This window comes from Nocardia brasiliensis ATCC 700358, from assembly GCF_000250675.2.
In the GTDB taxonomy this organism is placed as follows: Bacteria; Actinomycetota; Actinomycetes; order Mycobacteriales; family Mycobacteriaceae; genus Nocardia; species Nocardia brasiliensis_B.
Genome location: NC_018681.1, coordinates 4,124,715 through 4,144,370 on the forward strand (window position 1 = coordinate 4,124,715; position 19,656 = coordinate 4,144,370).

Consider the following 19,656-nt stretch of genomic DNA (forward strand, 5'->3'; position numbering starts at 1 on the left):
CTCCCTATGGCAGACCCGGCCCTCCGCACCGATCTCGACGTGCCGTTGCACGAATTCGATCCGCTCGTCGCCGAATTGGTCGGCCGCGAACTCGGCAGGCAACAGCACGGCTTGGAAATGATCGCGTCGGAGAACTACGCGCCCCTGGCCGTCATGCAGGCGCAGGGCACGGTCCTGACCAACAAGTACGCCGAGGGCTACCCGGGCCGCCGCTACTACGGCGGATGCGAGCACGTCGACGAGATCGAGTCGCTGGCCCGCACTCGCCTGCGCGCGCTGTTCGGCGCGGAATACGCCAACGTGCAACCACATTCGGGTGCGCAGGCGAACGCGGCGGTGATGCACGCGCTGCTGCGTCCCGGCGATCGCATCCTCGGGCTGGCGCTGGATCACGGTGGACACCTCACGCACGGCATGAAGCTCAACTTCTCCGGGCGGCTGTACGACGTTGCGGCATACCATGTTCGGGCCGAAGACCAGCTGATCGACATGGCGGAGGTGGCGCGGCTGGCGCGCGAGCACCGGCCGAAGCTGATCGTGGCGGGCTGGTCGGCCTATCCGCGGCACCTCGACTTCGCCGAGTTCCGGCGCATCGCCGACGAGGTCGGCGCGTACCTGATGGTCGACATGGCGCATTTCGCCGGTCTGGTCGCGGCCGGCTTGCATCCCTCGCCCGTGCCGCACGCCCACGTGGTCACCTCGACCACGCACAAGACCCTGGGCGGCCCGCGCGGCGGATTCATCCTCGCCACCGCCGATTTGGGCAAGAAGCTCGATTCCGCGGTGTTCCCCGGCCAGCAGGGCGGGCCGCTCGAGCATGTGATCGCCGCGAAGGCGGTCGCGTTCAAGATGGCGGCCGAGCCGGCCTTCCGCGACCGCCAGGAACGCACCCTGACCGGCGCGCGGCTGCTCGCGGACCGGCTGCTCGCCGAGGACTGCCGCGCCGCCGGTATCGGACTCGTCAGCGGCGGCACCGACGTACACCTGGTGCTGGTGGATCTGCGCGCCGCCGAACTCGACGGCAAACAGGCCGAAGATCTGCTGCACAGCGTGGGAATCACGGTGAACCGCAATGCCGTTCCGTTCGACCCGCGGCCGCCGATGGTCAGCTCCGGCCTCCGGATCGGCACACCGGCGCTGGCCGCGCGGGGCTTCGACCGCGCGGCGTTCGTCGAGGTCGCCGACATCATCGCGACGGCCCTGCGGGTGGGGCGGCCCTGGCGTGAGTTCAGCGTGCGGGTGGAGGTCTTGACGCAGAAGTTCCCGCTCTATGCCGGGATGCACCAGCACCTCCCGTCGGCCGCCGACACGGCGCGGGAGCTCGCGTGACCATCAGCGTCTTCGACCTGTTCAAGGTCGGCATCGGTCCGTCGAGTTCGCATACCGTCGGCCCGATGCGCGCCGCGGGCGCGTTCGTCGATCGGCTGAAAGGCACCGGCGTACTGCACGATACGGCCGCGCTGCGGGTGCTGCTGTACGGCTCGCTCGGCGCGACCGGACGGGGCCACGGCAGTGTGGAGGCGATCGTGGCCGGACTGGCCGGCGCCCGCCCGGAGTCGATCGATCCGGACATGATGCGCGATATCGTGGCCGAGGCGCGCGCCGACGCGCGGATCCATCTCGGTGGGGCGCAACCGATCCCGTTCGCGATGGACGAGGACATCGAGCTGCTGGCGCGAACCAGGCTGCCGTTCCACACCAACGGCATGCTGTTCGCGGCTCGCGACGCGGCGGGACGGGTACTGCTGGAATGCCGGTACTACTCGATCGGTGGCGGCTTCGTCCTGGACGAGGACGAGATCGACGGCCGTGCGGCCGAAGCGCCGATGGTCGTGCCGTACTCGTTCGGGTCGGCGGACGAATTGCTCTCGCTCACCGCGGCCACCGGCCGATCCATCAGCGAACTCGTCCTGGCCAACGAAATGACCAGGCGCAGTGGCGATCAGGTGCGCGCCGACCTGCTCGCCATCTGGGCCGTCATGCAGGGGTGCGTGGAGCGCGGCATGTCGAGCAGCGGGGTGCTGCCGGGTACGCTGCGGGTACGCCGTCGCGCCGCAACCCTGTTCGACCGGCTGCGCGCCGAAGCCGAGGACAACGATCCGCTGCGCGCCATGGAATGGGTCACGCTGTACGCGATGGCCGTCAACGAGGAGAACGCCGCGGGCGGGCGGGTCGTCACCGCGCCGACGAACGGCGCCGCGGGCATCATTCCGGCTGTGCTGCACTACATTCAGCAGTTCGTCACCGATGCCGAGGACAGCGTCGTCGAGTTCCTGCTCACCGCGGGCGCGATCGGCCAGCTGATGAAGGAGAACGCGTCGATCTCGGGCGCCGAGGTGGGGTGCCAGGGCGAGGTCGGTTCCGCGTGCGCGATGGCCGCCGCCGGACTCGCCGCCGTGCTCGGCGGCACCCCGGCACAGATCGAGAACGCCGCCGAGATCGGCATGGAACACAACCTCGGCCTGACCTGCGATCCCATCGGTGGCCTCGTGCAGATCCCGTGCATCGAACGCAACGGCATCGCGGCCGTGAAAGCGATCACCGCGGCGCGCATGGCGATTCGCGGCGACGGGCACCACCACGTCTCGCTCGATCAGGTCATCCAGACCATGCGCGCCACCGGGGCGGACATGCTCGACAAATACAAGGAGACTTCGCAGGGCGGCTTGGCTGTCGCTGTCGTCGAGTGCTGAGCGGTATGCGCTATTCGCCGAGCAGCCAGTCGGTGGGTGCGAAGGATTCGAAATGCACTCGGCTGGAAGGTATCCGGGCGGCAAGCAGCTGTGCGCGCACGGACCGCAAGAAAGCGTGGCTGCCGCACAGATAGTAGTCCGCGTCGTCCGGCAACACGATGTCGGCGAGGTCGACGCGACCGTGTCCCTCGTCCTGATACCAGGTGTGCAGGCGGACGTTTCGAAGTCCGTCGCACAGCGCACGGACGCGCTCGCGGAGCGGGTGGGCGGCGGCGGAGCGGTCGGCGTGCAGCACGGTGGCGGGACGGTCCGGCGTGTTGGCCGCCAGATAGGCCACGATGCCCACGATGGGTGTGATGCCGACGCCGGCCGAGATCAGCACCACAGGGGTTTCGACGGCGGTGTCGAGGGTGAGATCGCCGAAGGGCAAGGTGATTTCGAGGCGATCGCCGACACCGATGGTGTCGTGCAGCCAGGACGAGACCTCACCCGCGGGGGCGTCCGGCTCGGCCGCCACCACGCGAACCGTGAAGGCGTAGCAGCCGGTGCCCGGCGCGTCGATCAGACTGTACTGGCGGAGCTGGCGCGCCCCGTCGGGCAGGTCCGCGCCGACCGAGATATAGCTGCCGGGAAGGAAATCCGGCAGCGCGCGCCCGGGTTCGTCCGACTCGACGACGAAAGTCACCACCCCGGACGGATCCTCGGTGCGATCGACCACGACGGTGCGGCGGAAGACATCACCCGGCGCGACCCCGGCCACGTTATAGAGTCCCGCCTCCAGGTCGATGAGGGCGGTGGCCATCAGCCAATAGACGCGGTCCCACGCCGCCGCGACCGCCCCGGTCACCACGTCCGCGCCGAGCACCTCGACTATGGCGGCGAACAGGTGCCGGTGCACGATGTCGTATTGATCCGCGGTGACGCCGAGCGAGGCGTGCCGGTGCCCGATGCGCGAGAGCAGGTCGACCGGATGCGGCAGCTCCGGTTCGACCAGATGCCGGGCGAACGTGACGATGGACGAGGCCAGCGCGCGCTGCTGGGTGCCCTGGGCCTGGTTACCGCGATTGAACAGATCACGGCCGAGTTCCGGGTGCGCGGCGAACATCTTGCGGTAGAACAGTGGCGTGATCGTGTCGATCCGGGTGCCGATCAGCGGCAGGGTGGCGCGGATCACCGCTTGATGTGCGGGTTCCAGTTCCGGGGCGATATCGCTGGGCGAACCGGTCGCGGTGGGCATGGCGTCTCCTCAATTCTCGTGCGCGGGCAGGGGGATGGCGGGCAGATGAAGCAGCTCGACGATGCGGGGGCTCACCAGATCGGCGAGGTGGTAGTTGTCCAGCTCGCGATAGAAGGCTTCTTTCGCATCCTGGAGAACTCGTCGCAAACGACAATCGGTCGCCAATGGGCACGGATGTTCGCCGAGGCATGCCACCACTTCGGCGTCGCCCTCGAGGGCCCGGATGATCTGTCCGACGGTGGCGCCTCGGCCGGCTTCGGTGAGGAAGATCCCGCCGCCACGTCCGCGGTAGGACGCCACGAAACCGAGTTCGGCGAGTCGTGATACGGCTTTCGCTACCTGGTGCTCCGAGGAATCGACCTGGCGGGCAACGAGTTTGGCGGTCACGCGATGGTCGGCCGATCCGCTGACCGCCAGCCGCATCATGGTCCGCAGGGCGAGATCGGTGGACCGGGCGAGCTGCATGACTTCACGGTACGTAATCGCACAGGGAAAAAGTGCGTGCAGCGGGTGTGCTGTTTAATACGCGGCTGCGCGCCGATTATGTAAGCCAGGCCACAGCAATAAAAGTGAACCCGGTGCTCCGCACAGCGATTCCAGCTATTGCGGAGCACCCGGGCCGGGTAGGTCAGCCGATTCCGATCGACTGCGCCAGGAAAGGCCATGACGTGCGCAGATCGTCTTCCCAGTAGCCCCACGAATGGGTGCCCACCGGGCGGTCGTCGAAGGTCACCGGAATGTTCAACTCACGCAAGCGGTTCGTCAGGTTCACCGTGCAGTAATGGATGGCCGCTTCGATCGGCCCGCCGAACGCGATCTGCACCGGCAACGGAATTCGGCCCTCTTGCACCCGGCGATCGCCGGGGGTGTCGTGCGGAGCCGCGGCGATACCGCTACCCGAACTCAGATAAACGGCTGTGCCACGCAAACGTTCGGCGTTGACGAGCGGGTCGTTGGCGCGCCACAGCGGCCCGTTGCGCGGACCCCACATGTTCTCGACGCTCTGCCCGCCACCCCAGTTCTCCACCGTGAGCCGGACGAATTCCTGTCCGATCGGGTCCGAGGTCTGCGCGCACCCGCTGTAGGAGGCCACGCTGTTCCAGAAGCCGGGCTTGGCGATCGCCAGGTTCAGCACCGAGGTGCCGCTCATCGAAACGCCCGCGAGGGTGCGAGTTCCGTTGGCGCCCAGGAACTCCTCGATGACCGGCGGCAACTCCTCGTTGAGGAACGTCTGCCACTTGTTGTAACCGAGCACCGCGTCCGCGCGGACCCAGTCGGTGTAGTAGGAATTGGCGCCACCGAAGGGCGTGACGACGTTGATGTCCTTGCCGCGCAGAAAACTCACCGCGTCGGTCTGCACATCCCAGCCGCTCTCGTTCGGGCCGCCGCCGGAACCATTGAGCAGATACATCGTGGGCCGCGGGGTCGTCCGGTCGGCGGCCCGGATGATCTGGATCGGGATCGGGCGGTCCATCGCGGGCGAATACACCATGACGGTCTGCTGCCGATCGTTGATATCCGTTACCGACACGACGCCCGCCGGTGCTGCGGCCGCCGTACCGGCCACGCCGGCCAGACCCGCCGCGGTCAGGGTGGTGGCCAGTGCCCAGCGCAGGCCGCTTCGTCGTATCCATCGCCGTGATCTCAAATTGTGGATCCTCTCGTAGCTGCCGCCGTGCACAGCGGCATTACCAGGGATTCGCGTCGCTCGGGCCGCCGGTTTGGTCCGGCGGGCGAGTCAGTCCTTGAAATATGCGAGCTGGTGACTCGTCGCCAGCAGCGACCCGTCGGGTGTCCACAGTTCCGCGGCGTGATCGAAGAAGCCGTTGCCGAAGCGGCGACCGCGCGCGGTGGCGAGCACCGGCTGGTCGGCCTGCGCGGCGAGCAGTTCGTCGTCGGCGTGGAAGTACACCGTCAGCGAGACCGTGCCGGCCGGGACGAATCGGCCGATGCGCAGCATCACCCGCGGAAAGAACACGTCGGTCAGTGCCGTCAGCGCCGGATAGTCCAGCTGCCGCGGCGGATTGTCCCGCACCCACAGGGTGGACGTCGAGGACGGTTGGGCGTCGCCCTTCGCTACGAGACCACCTGTGACGAAACGCATTTCGTAGTTCTCGACCCAGGCCAGGAAGTCCGGCACCGGTCCCGGCGGCACCGTGGCCGGGGGCGGCGCCTGCGGTGCGACGGCCTCGGTGTGCTGCCAGGTCTGCCGCCGGATACCGAAGAGCGCGGTGGCCGTGGTGGCGACAACGCCGTCCTGGGTGATCGCCAGCGTCCAGTGCTGGGTCGTCCTGTTCGTGCGGGCCGGTATCGCGCTGACCTCGAACGGGCCCTCGGCGATCGGGCCCGCGTAGTTCACGGTGAGCGACAGCGGCGCACCGAGACACTCCGGATGCCGCTGCACCGCCCGGATCAACGTGGCGGCGGTGATCCCCCCGAACGGTCCGACCATATTCGCGTACTCCGGCGTGGTCCGACCGGCGAACGTCCCGACCTCGAGGGGCGTGAGTTCGACGGCGGCGTCGAAGGGATGCTGGGTGACAACGCGAGTTTGACTCATAGTGGCCCCAGCGTATCTATTCACGGTGGTGCGGGTTCCGCGTGTGCCCGCTGATCACCGTGGAGCGTTGAGCAACGGCTCGAGGAGTAGTTCCGAGGGCACGCCGGCGGGGAGGTCCGAGACTTGACCATCGCCGACTTCGATGACGCGCCAGACGCCGTCCGCGCGCCTGGCGAGGTCGGTGGTGACGAAACGGGCGGGCAGTCGCTCGACGTGCGCAGTGATGTGGGCGAGCGCGGGTGCGGGGTGCTCGTCGGGTGTGTCGGGGTGCGCGCCGATCAGCAGTGGTGTGCCGTCCAGCCACCACGCCCGGGCCTCCGGCGCTCGGTGTGCGCCGGAGCCGAAGGATTCGAATGCGCGCAGGACTATGCCGCCGGCGAGATACTTTTCTTGTTCGGCGACGAAGGCGGCCACGACTCGGCGCATGCGGGTGATATCGGTGAGATCCGGGATGTAGCAGGCTGTTTCCCACCGGTGCTTGGCAGATTTGACGTAGTCCTTCACAATTCCCGGCCCGCTGCCGAGCGGAGCTGCCAGCTCGGCGAGCGCGGCTGCGTCGGGGACGCGGCCCCACGGACCCGGCAGCCATCGGCTCGCGGGCGTCACGGCGGCGAATGTCGCGTACCAGCCGGGTAGTTCGTGCGCCGTCCGATAGGTCGCGGCGTCGACGATCAGCGGCGTGCCGCGAGCGGCGAGTGCGTCGGCCAAGGCCGCGTAGGCGAGGCTCGGGATCATCCAGCCGCGATACCAAGCGGGCCCCCTGTCGCGCGGGACCTTGCGCACCGCCGCCGCGCTGTCCCCGGCCAGCAGCGCGTCCAGATCGAGCAGGCCGACCGTCGCGCCCAGTTCGCGCGCGGCCAGCGTTTCTGCCGCGAAATGCGGATCCGTGCGGTGCGGATCAAGGGGATCGGCGCAGGACAACAGGCTGAGCATAGTGCCATCATGCTGCGAAGACCCGAACCGGCAAACCGCTTTTCGCTGCCGGGACTAACCGGAGCAGTGGCCTGCTGGCAGCAATCGAGCGCCGCGATGGCCTCGTCTTCGCCTAGGGCAAAAACTGTCCTAGGTGGGTTCTACGGTGGGTTTCATACCGATGGTCACCAGCATTCGGACCGGCGCGCCGGCGTGCGGACTGTGGGACTTTCGGTCCATTCATTGAGAAAGGATCGACGATCATGGGCATTTCCGAAGCCGCCGACCGGGCTGACACCTTCGTCGCGCACAAGTTCGAGGAGCAGCTCGTGGATCTCGGGGAGATCCGCATGAACTATGTCGCCGCGGGTGACCCCACATCGCCGGCGCTGCTGCTGATCCCTGCCCAGGGTGAATCCTGGTGGGGATATGAGAACGCAATCACCCTGCTGGCGAACGACTTTCGGGTCTTCGCGATCGATCTGCGCGGGCAGGGGCGGTCCACCTGGACGCCGGGGCGGTACAACCTCAACACCTGGGGTAACGACGTCGAGCGATTCATCGATCTCGTGATCGGACGGCCGACTCTGGTGGCGGGCAACTCTTCTGGCGGAGTGATCGCAGCCTGGCTGGCCGCCTACGCCAAACCAGGGCAGATCCGGGGCGCGATGCTCGAGGATCCGCCCTTGTTCGCCTCGCAAGCGGCCCCGCCCTATGGTCCCGGCATCATGCAGACCCTCGGCCCGATCTTCGTGTTGTGGGCCAAATGGCTCGGACCGCAATGGTCGGTCGGGGATTGGGACGGCATGGTCGCGGCCGCGCCGCGGGAACTGCCCGAATTCCTGCACCCGGGTATCGCATTCCTGTTCGGCGACGGCACCGGCGAGGGTGCCGCGGCCACGCCGCCGCAGCATCTAAAGGAGTACGACCCCGAATGGGCGCAGGCTTGGGCCACCGACGTCGCCAACGCCGGCTGCGACCACGCCACGATGCTCGCGCAGAATCGGGTTCCGGTCCTGCTGACCCACCACTTCCACTTGACGGACCCGGACACCGGACAGCTCATGGGTGCGATGACGGATATTCAGGCGCAGCAAGCCCGTCGCTTGCTGGCGGCGACCGGTCAACCGGTCACCTTCACCGCTCTCGACGCGCCGCACACGATGCACGACCCCGAGCCGGAGCGATACTTCGAGGTGCTCACGGAGTGGGCGTCCGCGCTGGACTGACCGGACCTCGACCGCCGGAGGCGCCGCCGGTGTCACTCCGGTTCGAACAAATGGTCATAGCCGATCGCGAAGGTTCGGTCGGACGGATCGACGACCACGTGGCGGCGATCACCCGGCTGCGGGTACGGGACGCCGGTCTGTATCTCGCAGTCCGCTTCGAAAGTGTCGAAACCGGGGCCGCTGATCCGGACTTTCAGTTCGGCCACGTCCGGATTCTCGCCGCCTGCGACGATCCGCACCGCGATGATCTCCGCGGTCGCGGGGACCGCCACCTTGTCGAATCGTCTAGCGTTCCAACGCCATTGGTAAGTGGTCACCGCAAGCGCGAGGCCGATCGGCATGGTGATGATGCCCGGGCACAACCCATTCCACAACGAATCACCGGCCAGGGCGATGACAGGTCCTGCCGCGACGAGTGCGGCCGCCACCGCATACGTGAACACCCCCGCAACCGGCCCGATTAGTTCGACCTGACCTGCGCTGCGTTCACCCTCGGACATGCCCGCCACTGTAAGGGGATCAGGGCGGGGCCAGTTGCGGGAATCGGCACGGGCGGGGGCGGGGCGGATTACGATCGAGGTCGAATTCTCGTGGCGTCGGTCAGGAGGACCGCAATGCTCGGTAGCAGAGGTGCGCTGGTGGCGGTGGTGGGTGCCGCGGCCACGGTGCTGTGCACGATCCCGGCGAATGCCGGCCCCGAGGACGAGTTCATCACGTTGAACTCCGTGGTCACGCCCGCTCCGGAGGGCTTGCAGGCCACCGGTACCTACCTATGCGAGGCCGGCATCGGTTTCCTCGACGTCTCCGCGCAGATGGAGACCAACGGCAGCGGCACGATCCAACTGACCAGCTCCCCACCCGGGGCAACCCTGCAGTGCACCGGCCGGGTCGAAACCTGGTCCGTCGTGCTGAAGCCGACCAACGGCATGCCCGTGCTCGTGCCCTACACCGAAGGCACCGGCACCGCACAACTGAACCGGAAATACTGGAAGACCGACTCCGGCCCAGTCGCCCTGCACCTCTAGTGCGGTCGAAAGCCCTGTGCACCGGCTCGTTCGACCCGGTGACGAACGGTCACATCAACGTATTCGAGCGGGCCGCCGCCCAATTCGACGAACTCGTGGTCACAGTGATGGTCAACTCGACCAAGACCACCATGTTCACCCTCGATGAGCGCATCGAGATGCTGCGCGAGGTCACCGCCCACCTCGGCAACGTACGGGTAGCGTCGTGGTCGGGTCTCCTGGTGGATTTCGCGCGCGGACAGGGGATCACCGCGATCGTGAAGGGCCTGCGCCGCGGCGATTTCGACTACGAACAGTCCATGGCGCAAACCCACCGCACCCTCACCGACGTGGACACCTTCTTCATCGCCAGCGACCCGGCCTACGGCTCCCTGTCCAGCTCGCTGGTCAAGGAAATCGCCGCATCCGGTGGAGAGACGGTCGGCCTACTGCCGGCGGTCGTGCGCGACAAGCTGTTGCAGAGACTGGTGGAAAGCAGGGCCTGAACGTCCTTGTCGCGCGATATTCGATGCGACAAGCGATCTCGTGGTGCGGTCGTGCCGAGGTATGAGATTCGGCAATGCTAGGTGTGGCGGCGCACGCAGCGAGACAATGGGTTTCATGGTGGATCGGATGCGGGCGTGGTCCTTTCCCGGCGGTTACGAAGACGATCGTGGTGCGGAGCCGGTCGAATGGCGAATCGAGCCGGATGAGGTGTCGGATTCACGAGAACTGTTCGACCTCGAAGCGGTGATCAGAGGTGTCCGGGTCCGGGGCGATCTCGAGGACCTGACACCGTATTCTGCCGATACCCACGCACGCGAAATCTTTTCACTGGACGGCCGGTCCGGCAACCTCGCCCGGTACACGGTGACCGGCGAGTTGCCCTGCACCGTGGAGGTATCGGGTGTTCGGCGGGCGGAGGTCATCCGATTCACGTACGCGCAGCATCCGTATCCCGAGCACGACATGATGCACCTCGCGCTGTCCCTGGATGGTGAAGAGTACGAAACCGACTGTGATGCACTGGAAACCGGACTGCCGCGACTTGCTGACGCGTTGCCGGCGGGCGTTTCCCTGATGTGCTGTTTCACCTGCCTGTACTCCGACTATATGCCGAGTAGTGGGCAGGCGATGGGGATAGCGTGCTTCCGCGACGATAAAGAACAGTATCTGGCCATCAGGTCGAAATTCGACATCTGGCGTCTTCGGCGCACGGAGTGGGTTCCGGAAACCTACCTGTGCTCGGAATACCAGCGTCGAGTACGCGGCACGGGATATCGCGGTTGAGTCGTCGAGGTCCGAAGGTGGACAACGCTTCTCGGCTGTGTGGCGGCCATCGCTCCGGCCGCGCGATTGCTGCGATCCTCAGCGGTCGGCATCAGGACGGTGGATTGCGCCGGTTTCTCAGTCGGCGAGCACGGTGTCGGTGACAGGAGAGGGTCATTCCGGTGTGCTGAGGGACTGAGGGCGTCGGAAGAATCCCTCAGGGTCGTAGCGGTGCGCGATCTCGGCCAGGCGGGGGTAGTTCGAGCCGTAATAGGCTGTGCGCCAGTCGGTCAGGGCTGGGTCGGGGAGGTTCTGATAGGTGTATGGCGAGGACCAGCGGCGCAGGATCGGTTCGCAGGTGTCGATCCACGCGGACCCGCTCACGCGCAGTTCGTCGGTGATCTCGCCGTGCGACTCCACCACCAGACCGGCGTAGTACAGATGGTCGCGATGCACGAAAGCGGTCGCGTCGGCGGGGACGCGATTGCATGCCCCGCCCATCGCGCCCAGTTCGAGCGCGCGGATCTGATCGCTCGCCGGGGTGTCGGCGAACGCGGTCAGGATCTGCTGAATGCCCTCGGCGGGAATGGTTTCGGGCACGAAGTGTCCACGCTCCCGATGCCAGCCATCACGGGGCAACCGTGCTTCCGGATTCGTGCCGACTCGATGTGATTGTGCGCGAGTGAGTTCCGCGCATCCCATCCACGTGCGCAACGTGTCGTCGTATGAACCGGTGTGCAGGAACTCCGCTTCCGGTTCTCGGCCGACTGTGCGCCGCAGATCGTCCAGCAGCACCGGCAGCTCGCCCGGGTCGCCGAGCCAGGCACCGAGCACCATCACCTCCGGCTGCTCGCCGGCTTTCGGATGTTCCAGCGCGAAGCGCACATTCGAGGCCAGATCGTCGGGCGCATGCGGTGCCCAGCCTTGCCACGCATCCCATACGCGCGCCGCGTCGGACCAGTCCCAGCTCAGGCTGTAGCTGGTGACCGGGGCCGCCGGAACCGCCTCCAGCACGAGTTCGGTGACGATGCCCAGGTTGCCGCCGCCGCAGCCGCGCAACGCCCAGAACAGATCGGCATGCCGTTGCTCGTCGCAGGTGAGGACGCTGCCGTCGGCGACAACGACCTGGATCTCACGCACCCGGTCGCAGGTCAGCCCGTACTTGCGGGTGGCGATCCCGATGCCGCCGCCGAGCGTGAGCCCGGCCAGCCCGACGGTGGCGCAGGTGCCTGCCGGAATGACCCAGCCGTCGGGGACCGTTTCGTCGAGCAGATCGATCGTCTGGATGCCCGCACCCGCCCGGATCAGCGTCCCTTCCCGCCGCACCCCGGCGATCCCGGTGACATCGATGACCAGTCCGTCGGTGGTGGAATGCCCGGCGCAACTGTGCCCGCCGGAACGAGCGGCGACCGGCAGCGCGTGCGCCCGAGCGAACGACACGGCCTCGCGCACATCGTCCACCGTCATGCAGTAGCACACGCCCGCGGGTCGTACCGCGTCGAATTCCCTTATCTGCAGGGCGCGGGCATCGTCGTAGCCGGGGTCGCCGGGGCGCACCAACCGGCCCGCGATCCGTTCCGCCAGCGTCTGCCACGCCGCCTCACCCACGCTCACCGCACCTCTCTCACACCTCAATCGAACCGAAGGAGCATACGAACAGCAATCCCGGATTACCAGTGAATTCTCTGAAGCGTTTTGTCTGTGCAGGCGGAGGTTGTCTTGGTAGACCTTGGTGTGTGGACATCCAGGATCTCCAGGCGCGCGCCGTTGAAGTGCACGACCTCTACGACGAATTGAACCTCGCTGCACGGGGCAGGACGTGGACTCGGCAGGACTTCATGCTGGGCTTCGTCGGTGATGTAGGAGATCTCGCCAAGCTCGTGATGGCGGCGGAAGGCACCCGCGCCATGCCGGGCGGTCGGGCAGCGTTGGAACATGAACTGGCCGACTGCCTTTGGTCAGTTCTGATTCTGGCTCATCGCTACGACGTCGACATCGAAACTGCTTTCACCAAGACTATGGCTGAGCTGAAGAGCACCATTTCGGCACGGTTGACGGATCCTTCCGCCCAGGGGTGAACTGCACGAGCGAGCGCACTCTGAGCACGAATCGTGCGCCACGGGTTCGCGGGGACCGCTGGGTGGACCGGGGTGTTGGCTCGGCGGGGATTTCCGGGCAGGGTGAGGGAAAGACTCGGGTGTCCCAGGGGGAGTGATGGCAGATCAGGAACCGCGTGTTCAGCGCTACTTCGTAGAGGTTTCGGCGGAAAGTGCGACCGCTATGCGTGCACTGTCGGGACGGGGGCTCGATCTGTTCCGGGCGACCGTGGCCGGAGCCGACGACGGGGTGACGATTGCGGGATATCTTTCGGTGGCGGAGATCGGCGGTCTCGCGGAGGACGGTTACACCGTCACGGTCCAGGCCGTGCGCGAAACCCCGCCGCTGGAGATCGCGCCGCCGAAGGTTTCCGCGATAGCCGCGCAAGACGTCGAAACGTTCTCTGTCCCAGCCGGTTATCTGCCCTACAGTCAGATCGAGGGTTGGATTTCCTCGATGGTGCGGCTCAGTCCAGCCTTCTGTACGAGGGTGCAGTTGCCGTTGACTTCGGTGGAGGGTAGACCCATCAGTGCGCTGCGCATCCGCGCCGGAGACCGGGCCGAGCGGGACGGGGTCCTGCTGCTCGGCGGCGCACATGCCCGTGAACTGATCAATCCAGATCTGCTGTGCCACTGGATGTATCACCTGACCTCCGCCTACCGGAAGGACACCGATCTCACCTTCGGGCCGGTCGCCTACAGCAACAGCACCGTGCGGCTGCTGCTGGACTCGTTGGACATCTTCATCGTGCCGTTGGTGAACCCGGACGGGCGGGAATTCGTGATGTCCGCCGACCGGATGTGGCGCAAGAATCGCTCCTACAATCCCGGATCGGATTGCCGGGGCGTCGATGTGAACCGCAACTACGACTTCCTGTTCGACAGCGGTATCGGCACCACCGCGTTCCCGTGCGACTATCAGACTTACCGTGGGCCGCAGGCGTTCTCGGAACCGGAGACCCGGAACATCCGCTGGCTGCTCGACGTTTTCCCGCACATCATCGGCATGGTCGACGTGCACTCCTTCGGCGAGATCATCGCCTACCCGTGGGGTGACGACGACAACCAGACCACCGACCCGGCAATGAATTTCCGGGTTCCGCATCCCGACCGCGGAACCCCGAACGACAACCTCTACCGCGAGTACATGCCCGCCGAGGATCTGGACTGGTACCGGCGCACCGCGGGCTTGATGCGCGACGCCATCACCAGGGTGCGAGGCAGCGTTTACACAGTGCAGCAAAGTGTTTCACCGCCACTGCTCTATCCGGTTTCGGCGTCGGTGGACGATTACGCCTACTCCCGCAACTTCATCGACCCGGCCAAGCGCAAGGTTCGGTCCATCACCATCGAGACCTCCAAGCCGGTGCCGCGAGGTGAGGAACTCCGCGGTTTCCAGCCCGTGTACGAGGAGGCTCGACAGGTCATGGTCGAGAACGGACCGGCGCTGATCGAGTTCTGCCTCAGCGTCCTGTGCCCCGGTCGCGGTGCGGCCGCGATGCGCACCACGCTCGATCGCCACCTGCCCGAAACGGGCGCTGTCCGCGCTGCCTACGACCACCTCATGAGCCTGTCGCCTCGGGTGATGGAAGCGCTGGCCGCAGAGCCTGACATGCGGGCCGGCGCGGCGAAGGCCCTGGCACAACTCGCCGACAGGTCGGCGCACGACCACGACCCCGTCCTCGACGAGCAGGCGATCACCGACCTCACCCCGGTCGCGGCCTACCTCGCCCAGGCTGTCCCCGAAGCCCAACCTGCACTGGAAGCCTTGACCGCCTTGGCGACACAATCGGTAGGCAGCCCGATCAGCCGAGCCTTGAAAAGCTAGGTTCCGCAGCTATTAAGATCTGCATCGTTCAGGAGGGATGACCGGAGGGGACGACAGCAGTGATCGGAGCCGTGTCGGCCGGGCGGGCCGTTCATTGACCGGATCGTTGCTCGACGTCGACACCGCGGTCTACTACGACACCGCTACCAGAATCGCGGCTGGTGCGTCCGCGTGGTGGTCGGCCATCGATGCGCGCTGGCCGGAACTGGCCAAGGCCACCAACATGACCGGGTCGTACTCCGAGGCCAAGGAGTGGGGTAAGTCCTACGACCAGCGTGCCAAAGACATCTTGTCCATGGTCACCAAGGTCGCGAGCGCCGCACACGCCTACGCCGTGGTGCTCAACAATTGCGGCTACGAACGCGCGCTGGCCGAGCACGGCGCGACTATCGATGCGGGCCCAGCCCCGGTCAAACCTCCGACGCCGATGTACCCGGTCCTCAATTGCCGAGTTCCGCTCCCGTCCGCGGGCGGCCCCGGCAACGGGTTGATCGATGAGGGATTGGGCCTGGTCGAGAAGATCGGGCTCACCGTGCCCGACGGCAACGCCACCACCATTTCCAACGCCGCGATCACCTGGGACGCCACACGCACCGCCGAAGGGGCGGCAGGGTTCCCGGCGATTCTCGAGGCCGCCGCGGTCGCGTTCGCCGATGTGGTCGCGCCGGAGGTCGAGTTCATCGATGAGGATCTGCGCGCACTGAAAGCGGCCGCCGAGGCCGCGCTCACCGCGATGGCGGATCTGGCTCAGTCGTGCCGGGATCATCGTGCCGCCCTCGATGAACTGCGCGAGCTGCTCAAACAGCAACTCGAAATGGTGCGCGACGCACTGATCCAAGAGTTGGCGATCACCGCCGCAATCTCGGTCGCTTCCTCGTTCATCACCTTCGGTGCCGGGGCAGCTATCGGTGTCGCGGGTGCCGCAGCCATCTGCGCGCGCTACGCGCGCCCGATGCGGGCGATCATCGAACAATGGCTCACCAACCGCCGGATCGCCGCCGGGGTGAAGCTCGACGCCGACCTTGCCCGCCACGTGCGCGAATGCGAACGGCTCGAGGAATTGGGTCCGGCCGGACGACTCAAACCCAAAGCCGATCCGACGCCAGGGTCGCTGCTGTCCGACGCCGACCGCGCCGCGCTGTGGGACTACACCGGTCCCGGCGGCTCGGAGGCGCTGAACTGGCAGTTGCGGCACGGTGGAATCAGCCGGTATCAGCAGATGCGCGAAGGGGAGATCAACGCCGCGCTCGACAGGCTGCCCGACTACCAAGGTCATGTCACACGCCGCGTGGAGCTGAGCGCCGAGGATCTGGCCCGCTACCGCGAGGCAGCCGTCGGACGCGACATGGTCACCGAGGCGGGTTTCACCTCCGCGTCACGGACGCCAGAGGCCGCGTTCGACCGTCCGGTGGAATTCCGCATCTTCAGTGAGCACGGGAAGTCCGTAGAGGAGTTCGCGCGCCGACCGAGCGAGCAAGAGGTGCTGTTCAAGTCCGGAACCAACTTCGAGGTCCGCCAAGTCGTGGAGAACGACCCGAGCGGGCGAATCCTCATCTACATGAACGAGATCCCCTAGGAGGAACTTCGATGGCCGAGTACTACAAGGGCCGCAAATTCACCAGCCGGGAAGAGGCAGGGTTGCCGCCGCCCTCACCGGAGCGGGACGCAGAAATCGACGCAGGATGGGCCGAGTTCAACGCCCGGCGCGAGGCGGTGCCGCCCGAGAAGCGGATCCATCTGTCGAGCCGGTTCGGTGATGAGGACTGGAACGATGATGCCGATTGGGACGACAGCACCCGATACGCGCCGCCCGCGCCGCCCGCCGACGAGTAGGGCGAGGGCGGGCGCTGATGGTTACCGGCGAACCGGCCGTCGACCCCCGGACGGCTCAAACCCAAGGTCGATCCGACGCCAGGGTCGCTGCTGTCCGACGCCGACCGTGCCGCGCTGCGGGACTACACCGGCATCTACATGATCGAGATCCCTTAGGAGGAACCGATGGCTGAGTACTACAAGGGCCGCAAGTTCAGCAGCCGCGAAGAGGAAGGACTGCCGCCACGTGACCCGGAGCGAGCCGCCAAAATCGCGGCGGGATGGGCCGAGTTCAACGCTCGGCGCGAGGCCGTGCCGCCCGAGAAGCGGATCCATCTGTCGAGCCGGTTCGGTGATGAGGATTGGAACGATGATGCCGATTGGGACGACAGCACCCGGTATGCGCCGCCCGCGCCGCCCGCCGACGAGTAGGCCCTCATCGTGGGGCGGGAGGGATTCGAACCCACTCAGCGCGTGGCACTCGGTTTACAGCCGAGCCCGACTCTCCAACGTCGACGCCGCCCCGAATCGCTCGACAGCGCACTGCGTTTCAGCGCGACCGGTCGAACGGTCGGACACGGCGATATCGCACCACCCGCACGCCCGCCCTCCTTCGCCCTTTCAAGTCTTTGGTCTCATCGTGCCAAACCGAGCCACCCCTTCCAACCCATTTTCGCTCCTGCCGAGCTCGGATTTGGTGCGCTCCGTCGCCGAACTCGTTGCGTTGCACGCGGATCGGGGGGAGTGACGGCGTGGGTTCAGGGGTGCGGCTGCTGGGTGAAGCGGAGGAGGTTGCCGGAGGGGTCCAGGAAGGCGCAGTCGCGGGTGTGGTCGGGGTGGGTGATGGGTTCCTGGATGACTTCGGTGCCGGCGGCTTCGAGACGCTCGAAGGTGCTGTCGCAGTCGGTGGTTCGGAACTCCAGGCGACCGAGTAGGCCGACGGTCATCAGGTCCTCGATCGCTCGGCGGTCGGCTGGTGAGATGCCGGGGACGGCGTCCGGTGTTTCGAGAACGATCCGGACCGGTGGTTGCGCGGACGGGCCGACGTGCAGTGACAGCTTTCCGTCGGGTTCGCCGTGTACCTCGAGACCGAGCACGTCGCGGTAGAAGTCGACTGCCCGGCCGAGGTCGTGGACGGTGAGGCGCAGGGTCGTGAGGTGCAGATCCAGGTCGGTCATGCTTCGTCCGCGTTGCGGCCGGCGGCCGGGTCGACGAGAAAGACGATGGTCGAGCCGGTGATCCGCTGGGCGTCGGTTTCGACGTCGACGCGGGTGATCTTCCCGTCGCGCACGGTGAAGCCGATGACCGCCCGCGCCTGTCCGCGGTGCAGCCACACCGCCGCGGGGACGCCGTCGACCAGCGCGAGCCGCGCGGCCTGCGCGCGCCCGGAGAAGAACGCCGCGACCGCGGTACCACCGCGGATCTCGCCGACCACGGCATCGGGATCGAGCAACTCGACCAGAGCCTCGAAATCCCCGTGCCGGGACGCGGCGAGAAACGCGGCGACGACCTCCCGCTTGCGCGAGCGCGCGGCTCCGGAGGCTTCCGCCGCGCCCTGCACCCGCCGCCGGGCCCGGCTGGCGAGCTGGCGTGCCGCCACCGGGGTGCGGTCGATGATCTCGCCGATCTCGCCGAACGACACCGCGAAGATGTCGTGCAGCACGAACGCCAACCGCTCGGCCGGGGTCAGCACATCGAGCACCACCAGTAGCGCGACCCCCACCGAATCAGCCAGCAGCGCTTCGTTTTCCGGACCGTTCGATGCCGTGTGCCGCAGATCGGCGGCCGGCGCCGAAGGTTCGGGCGGAAGTGCGCCGGCCGACTCCTCACGACGGACGCGCCGGGCCTCGAGCATGTTCAGACAGACCCTGGCGACCACCGTCGTCAACCACCCGGCCGGGTTCTCGATCTGATCGGTGTCGGCCCGCCCGACCCGCAGCCACGCCTCCTGCACGGCGTCCTGAGCCTCTTCGGGTGAGCCGAGCATGCGAAACGCCACCGCCTGCAACCGGTCTCTGTGCTCGGTGAACTGTTCGCTCAACCAGTCCTGCTCGGCCATCTGTCACGTTCCTTCGTCCGGGGCTGTCATACCTATTGACCGGCCACACCACACCGATGTGACAACCCGCCGGTCCACGCCTCGAATCCCCAGGGAGAAGTATGAAAGCGCATGTGAGTTCGATCCTGCTCGGCGTCGCCGATCTGGAGCGGTCCAAGCAGTTCTATGTCGACGGGCTGGGCTGGAAGATCAAGGACGACTACGGCGTCTCGGTGTTCTTCGAGCCGGACGGCGGATCCCGGGTCGGCTTCTACGGCCGCGAAGGGTTGGCCGGTCAGGTGGGTACGAGTCCGGAGGGCAGCGGCTTCAGCGGACTGGTCCTGACCTACGTCGTCCGCAGTGAAGAGCGAGTCGCGGAGATCGTCGCCGAGGCCGAGAAGGCAGGAGCCACCGTGCTCAAGCCTGCGGGCGCACTGCCCTGGGGCGGCTACGGCGGTTCGTTCGCCGATCCGGACGGCTACATCTGGAGTCTCGGCTACAGCGCCGAGGGAACCGACCAGCCGTACGCGGAATAGCCGCTGCGGCAGGAGATCTGACGAGTACCGGCCTCGAAGGAGGAAACGTGCCGATACAACTGAAAGCCTTCATGCTCGGCGTGCGGGATCTGAACCGCGCCAAGCAGTTCTATGCCGAGGGCCTGGGCTGCGAAATCGACAAGGACACCCGCAAATTCGTCGCGTTGCGGTTGAACGACGGGGCATTGAACCTGGCACTCTACGAATGGGACGCAGCGGCAGCCGATGCCGGGGTGCCCGCGGCGGGTTCCGGTTTCCGCGGTGCCTCGTTCCACATCAACCCCGACTCGCGGGCGGCGGTGGACGAGATCATGCGTACCGCCGTCGCCGCGGGCGCCGAGATGGTGAAAGATCCGGGTCCGGCCGAATGGGGCGGGTACTACGGCTATTTCAGCGACCCGGACGGCTACCTGTGGAAGGTGACCACCGCCGGTTCGTGATC

General features: G+C 66.8%; 22 protein-coding genes and 1 tRNA gene. 13 read left to right on the forward strand and 10 right to left on the reverse strand.

The window, feature by feature from the left end; translation table 11 throughout:
* Positions 1–6 precede the first annotated feature (6 nt).
* Complete coding sequence (gene glyA, locus O3I_RS18595) at positions 7–1,329, forward strand: serine hydroxymethyltransferase (protein WP_014984501.1); 1,323 nt, start codon at positions 7–9, stop codon at positions 1,327–1,329.
* Positions 1,326–2,693 (forward strand): L-serine ammonia-lyase, encoded by a 1,368-nt coding sequence (locus O3I_RS18600; RefSeq protein WP_014984502.1) that lies wholly within the window; start codon positions 1,326–1,328, stop codon positions 2,691–2,693. Before glyA ends, O3I_RS18600 begins: the two co-directional genes overlap by 4 nt.
* Before the next feature lie 10 nt (positions 2,694–2,703).
* On the opposite strand, the gene O3I_RS18605 is transcribed toward O3I_RS18600, so the two are convergent.
* The 5 genes from O3I_RS18605 to O3I_RS18625 all read right to left on the reverse strand — a co-directional run bounded on the left by O3I_RS18605 (position 2,704) and on the right by O3I_RS18625 (position 7,423).
* A complete protein-coding gene (locus O3I_RS18605; RefSeq protein ID WP_014984503.1) occupies positions 2,704–3,930 on the reverse strand; it encodes a globin domain-containing protein in 1,227 nt (408 codons plus the stop codon).
* A gap of 9 nt (positions 3,931–3,939) precedes the next feature.
* Complete coding sequence (locus tag O3I_RS18610) at positions 3,940–4,395, reverse strand: RrF2 family transcriptional regulator (protein WP_014984504.1); 456 nt, start codon at positions 4,393–4,395, stop codon at positions 3,940–3,942.
* Between the two features lie 163 nt (positions 4,396–4,558).
* A complete protein-coding gene (locus tag O3I_RS18615) occupies positions 4,559–5,578 on the reverse strand; it encodes an alpha/beta hydrolase (protein WP_063632334.1) in 1,020 nt (339 codons plus the stop codon).
* 90 nt (positions 5,579–5,668) lie between these two features.
* Positions 5,669–6,490: an acyl-CoA thioesterase gene (locus O3I_RS18620; RefSeq protein WP_014984506.1), complete on the reverse strand. Its 822-nt coding sequence runs from the start codon at positions 6,488–6,490 to the stop codon at positions 5,669–5,671.
* A gap of 54 nt (positions 6,491–6,544) precedes the next feature.
* Complete coding sequence (locus O3I_RS18625; protein ID WP_014984507.1) at positions 6,545–7,423, reverse strand: ATP-grasp domain-containing protein; 879 nt, start codon at positions 7,421–7,423, stop codon at positions 6,545–6,547.
* Positions 7,424–7,665: 242 nt separating this feature from the next.
* On the opposite strand from O3I_RS18625, the gene O3I_RS18630 reads away from it, so the two are divergent.
* A complete protein-coding gene (locus O3I_RS18630; RefSeq protein WP_014984508.1) occupies positions 7,666–8,631 on the forward strand; it encodes an alpha/beta hydrolase in 966 nt (321 codons plus the stop codon).
* Between the two features lie 32 nt (positions 8,632–8,663).
* Here the strand turns inward: O3I_RS18630 and O3I_RS18635 are convergent, their stop codons facing one another.
* Positions 8,664–9,131 (reverse strand): hypothetical protein, encoded by a 468-nt coding sequence (locus tag O3I_RS18635; RefSeq protein WP_141691778.1) that lies wholly within the window; start codon positions 9,129–9,131, stop codon positions 8,664–8,666.
* A gap of 114 nt (positions 9,132–9,245) precedes the next feature.
* Here O3I_RS18635 and O3I_RS46355 point away from each other — a divergent pair, with 114 nt between their 5' ends.
* The 3 genes from O3I_RS46355 to O3I_RS42730 all read left to right on the forward strand — a co-directional run bounded on the left by O3I_RS46355 (position 9,246) and on the right by O3I_RS42730 (position 10,925).
* Positions 9,246–9,656, forward strand: coding sequence for a hypothetical protein (locus O3I_RS46355; protein WP_014984510.1), 411 nt, complete (start codon positions 9,246–9,248; stop codon positions 9,654–9,656).
* A complete protein-coding gene (gene coaD, locus O3I_RS18645; protein ID WP_014984511.1) occupies positions 9,656–10,141 on the forward strand; it encodes a pantetheine-phosphate adenylyltransferase in 486 nt (161 codons plus the stop codon). Before O3I_RS46355 ends, coaD begins: the two co-directional genes overlap by 1 nt.
* Positions 10,142–10,256: 115 nt before the next feature.
* A complete protein-coding gene (locus tag O3I_RS42730) occupies positions 10,257–10,925 on the forward strand; it encodes a DUF6304 family protein (RefSeq protein WP_141691779.1) in 669 nt (222 codons plus the stop codon).
* Positions 10,926–11,078: 153 nt separating this feature from the next.
* On the opposite strand, the gene O3I_RS18655 is transcribed toward O3I_RS42730, so the two are convergent.
* Positions 11,079–12,518 (reverse strand): FAD-binding oxidoreductase, encoded by a 1,440-nt coding sequence (locus O3I_RS18655; protein ID WP_014984513.1) that lies wholly within the window; start codon positions 12,516–12,518, stop codon positions 11,079–11,081.
* Between the two features lie 122 nt (positions 12,519–12,640).
* On the opposite strand from O3I_RS18655, the gene O3I_RS18660 reads away from it, so the two are divergent.
* From O3I_RS18660 to O3I_RS18680, 5 genes are all read left to right on the forward strand, one after another.
* Positions 12,641–12,982, forward strand: a complete 342-nt coding sequence (locus O3I_RS18660; RefSeq protein ID WP_014984514.1) for a MazG nucleotide pyrophosphohydrolase domain-containing protein — start codon at positions 12,641–12,643, stop codon at positions 12,980–12,982.
* Between the two features lie 202 nt (positions 12,983–13,184).
* Positions 13,185–14,828 (forward strand): M14 family zinc carboxypeptidase, encoded by a 1,644-nt coding sequence (locus tag O3I_RS18665; protein WP_014984515.1) that lies wholly within the window; start codon positions 13,185–13,187, stop codon positions 14,826–14,828.
* A 37-nt stretch (positions 14,829–14,865) separates the two neighbouring features.
* Positions 14,866–16,404: an ADP-ribosyltransferase gene (locus tag O3I_RS42735; protein WP_014984516.1), complete on the forward strand. Its 1,539-nt coding sequence runs from the start codon at positions 14,866–14,868 to the stop codon at positions 16,402–16,404.
* Between the two features lie 11 nt (positions 16,405–16,415).
* Entirely contained in the window at positions 16,416–16,661 is a 246-nt protein-coding gene (locus O3I_RS18675; RefSeq protein WP_014984517.1) for a hypothetical protein, read from the forward strand.
* Positions 16,662–16,826: 165 nt separating this feature from the next.
* On the forward strand, positions 16,827–17,072 hold the full coding sequence (locus O3I_RS18680; RefSeq protein WP_014984518.1) for a hypothetical protein: 246 nt from the start codon (positions 16,827–16,829) through the stop codon (positions 17,070–17,072).
* A gap of 10 nt (positions 17,073–17,082) precedes the next feature.
* Here the strand turns inward: O3I_RS18680 and O3I_RS18685 are convergent.
* The 3 genes from O3I_RS18685 to O3I_RS18695 all read right to left on the reverse strand — a co-directional run bounded on the left by O3I_RS18685 (position 17,083) and on the right by O3I_RS18695 (position 18,699).
* Positions 17,083–17,165: transfer RNA gene (locus O3I_RS18685), tRNA-Tyr, on the reverse strand.
* Between the two features lie 233 nt (positions 17,166–17,398).
* The gene (locus O3I_RS18690) at positions 17,399–17,818 is read right to left on the reverse strand and encodes a VOC family protein (protein ID WP_014984519.1); all 420 of its coding nucleotides are present in this window, start codon (positions 17,816–17,818) and stop codon (positions 17,399–17,401) included.
* On the reverse strand, positions 17,815–18,699 hold the full coding sequence (locus O3I_RS18695; RefSeq protein ID WP_014984520.1) for a sigma-70 family RNA polymerase sigma factor: 885 nt from the start codon (positions 18,697–18,699) through the stop codon (positions 17,815–17,817). Before O3I_RS18695 ends, O3I_RS18690 begins: the two co-directional genes overlap by 4 nt.
* A 101-nt stretch (positions 18,700–18,800) precedes the next feature.
* Here O3I_RS18695 and O3I_RS18700 point away from each other — a divergent pair, with 101 nt between their 5' ends.
* Both O3I_RS18700 and O3I_RS18705 read left to right on the forward strand, forming a co-directional pair.
* The gene (locus O3I_RS18700) at positions 18,801–19,214 is read left to right on the forward strand and encodes a VOC family protein (RefSeq protein ID WP_029900973.1); all 414 of its coding nucleotides are present in this window, start codon (positions 18,801–18,803) and stop codon (positions 19,212–19,214) included.
* Between the two features lie 47 nt (positions 19,215–19,261).
* Positions 19,262–19,654: a VOC family protein gene (locus O3I_RS18705; protein WP_014984522.1), complete on the forward strand. Its 393-nt coding sequence runs from the start codon at positions 19,262–19,264 to the stop codon at positions 19,652–19,654.
* Positions 19,655–19,656 lie beyond the last annotated feature (2 nt).

Coding starts and splice junctions, on each gene's coding strand:
- glyA (WP_014984501.1), top strand. CDS start 7: ATGGCAGACCCGGCCCTCCGCACCGATCTCGACGTGCCGTTGCACGAA.
- O3I_RS18605 (WP_014984503.1), bottom strand. CDS start 3,930: ATGCCCACCGCGACCGGTTCGCCCAGCGATATCGCCCCGGAACTGGAA.
- O3I_RS18610 (WP_014984504.1), bottom strand. CDS start 4,395: ATGCAGCTCGCCCGGTCCACCGATCTCGCCCTGCGGACCATGATGCGG.
- O3I_RS18620 (WP_014984506.1), bottom strand. CDS start 6,490: ATGAGTCAAACTCGCGTTGTCACCCAGCATCCCTTCGACGCCGCCGTC.
- O3I_RS18625 (WP_014984507.1), bottom strand. CDS start 7,423: ATGCTCAGCCTGTTGTCCTGCGCCGATCCCCTTGATCCGCACCGCACG.
- O3I_RS18630 (WP_014984508.1), top strand. CDS start 7,666: ATGGGCATTTCCGAAGCCGCCGACCGGGCTGACACCTTCGTCGCGCAC.
- O3I_RS18635 (WP_141691778.1), bottom strand. CDS start 9,131: ATGTCCGAGGGTGAACGCAGCGCAGGTCAGGTCGAACTAATCGGGCCG.
- O3I_RS46355 (WP_014984510.1), top strand. CDS start 9,246: ATGCTCGGTAGCAGAGGTGCGCTGGTGGCGGTGGTGGGTGCCGCGGCC.
- O3I_RS42730 (WP_141691779.1), top strand. CDS start 10,257: ATGGTGGATCGGATGCGGGCGTGGTCCTTTCCCGGCGGTTACGAAGAC.
- O3I_RS18665 (WP_014984515.1), top strand. CDS start 13,185: ATGCGTGCACTGTCGGGACGGGGGCTCGATCTGTTCCGGGCGACCGTG.
- O3I_RS42735 (WP_014984516.1), top strand. CDS start 14,866: ATGACCGGAGGGGACGACAGCAGTGATCGGAGCCGTGTCGGCCGGGCG.
- O3I_RS18675 (WP_014984517.1), top strand. CDS start 16,416: ATGGCCGAGTACTACAAGGGCCGCAAATTCACCAGCCGGGAAGAGGCA.
- O3I_RS18680 (WP_014984518.1), top strand. CDS start 16,827: ATGGCTGAGTACTACAAGGGCCGCAAGTTCAGCAGCCGCGAAGAGGAA.
- O3I_RS18690 (WP_014984519.1), bottom strand. CDS start 17,818: ATGACCGACCTGGATCTGCACCTCACGACCCTGCGCCTCACCGTCCAC.
- O3I_RS18695 (WP_014984520.1), bottom strand. CDS start 18,699: ATGGCCGAGCAGGACTGGTTGAGCGAACAGTTCACCGAGCACAGAGAC.
- O3I_RS18700 (WP_029900973.1), top strand. CDS start 18,801: ATGAAAGCGCATGTGAGTTCGATCCTGCTCGGCGTCGCCGATCTGGAG.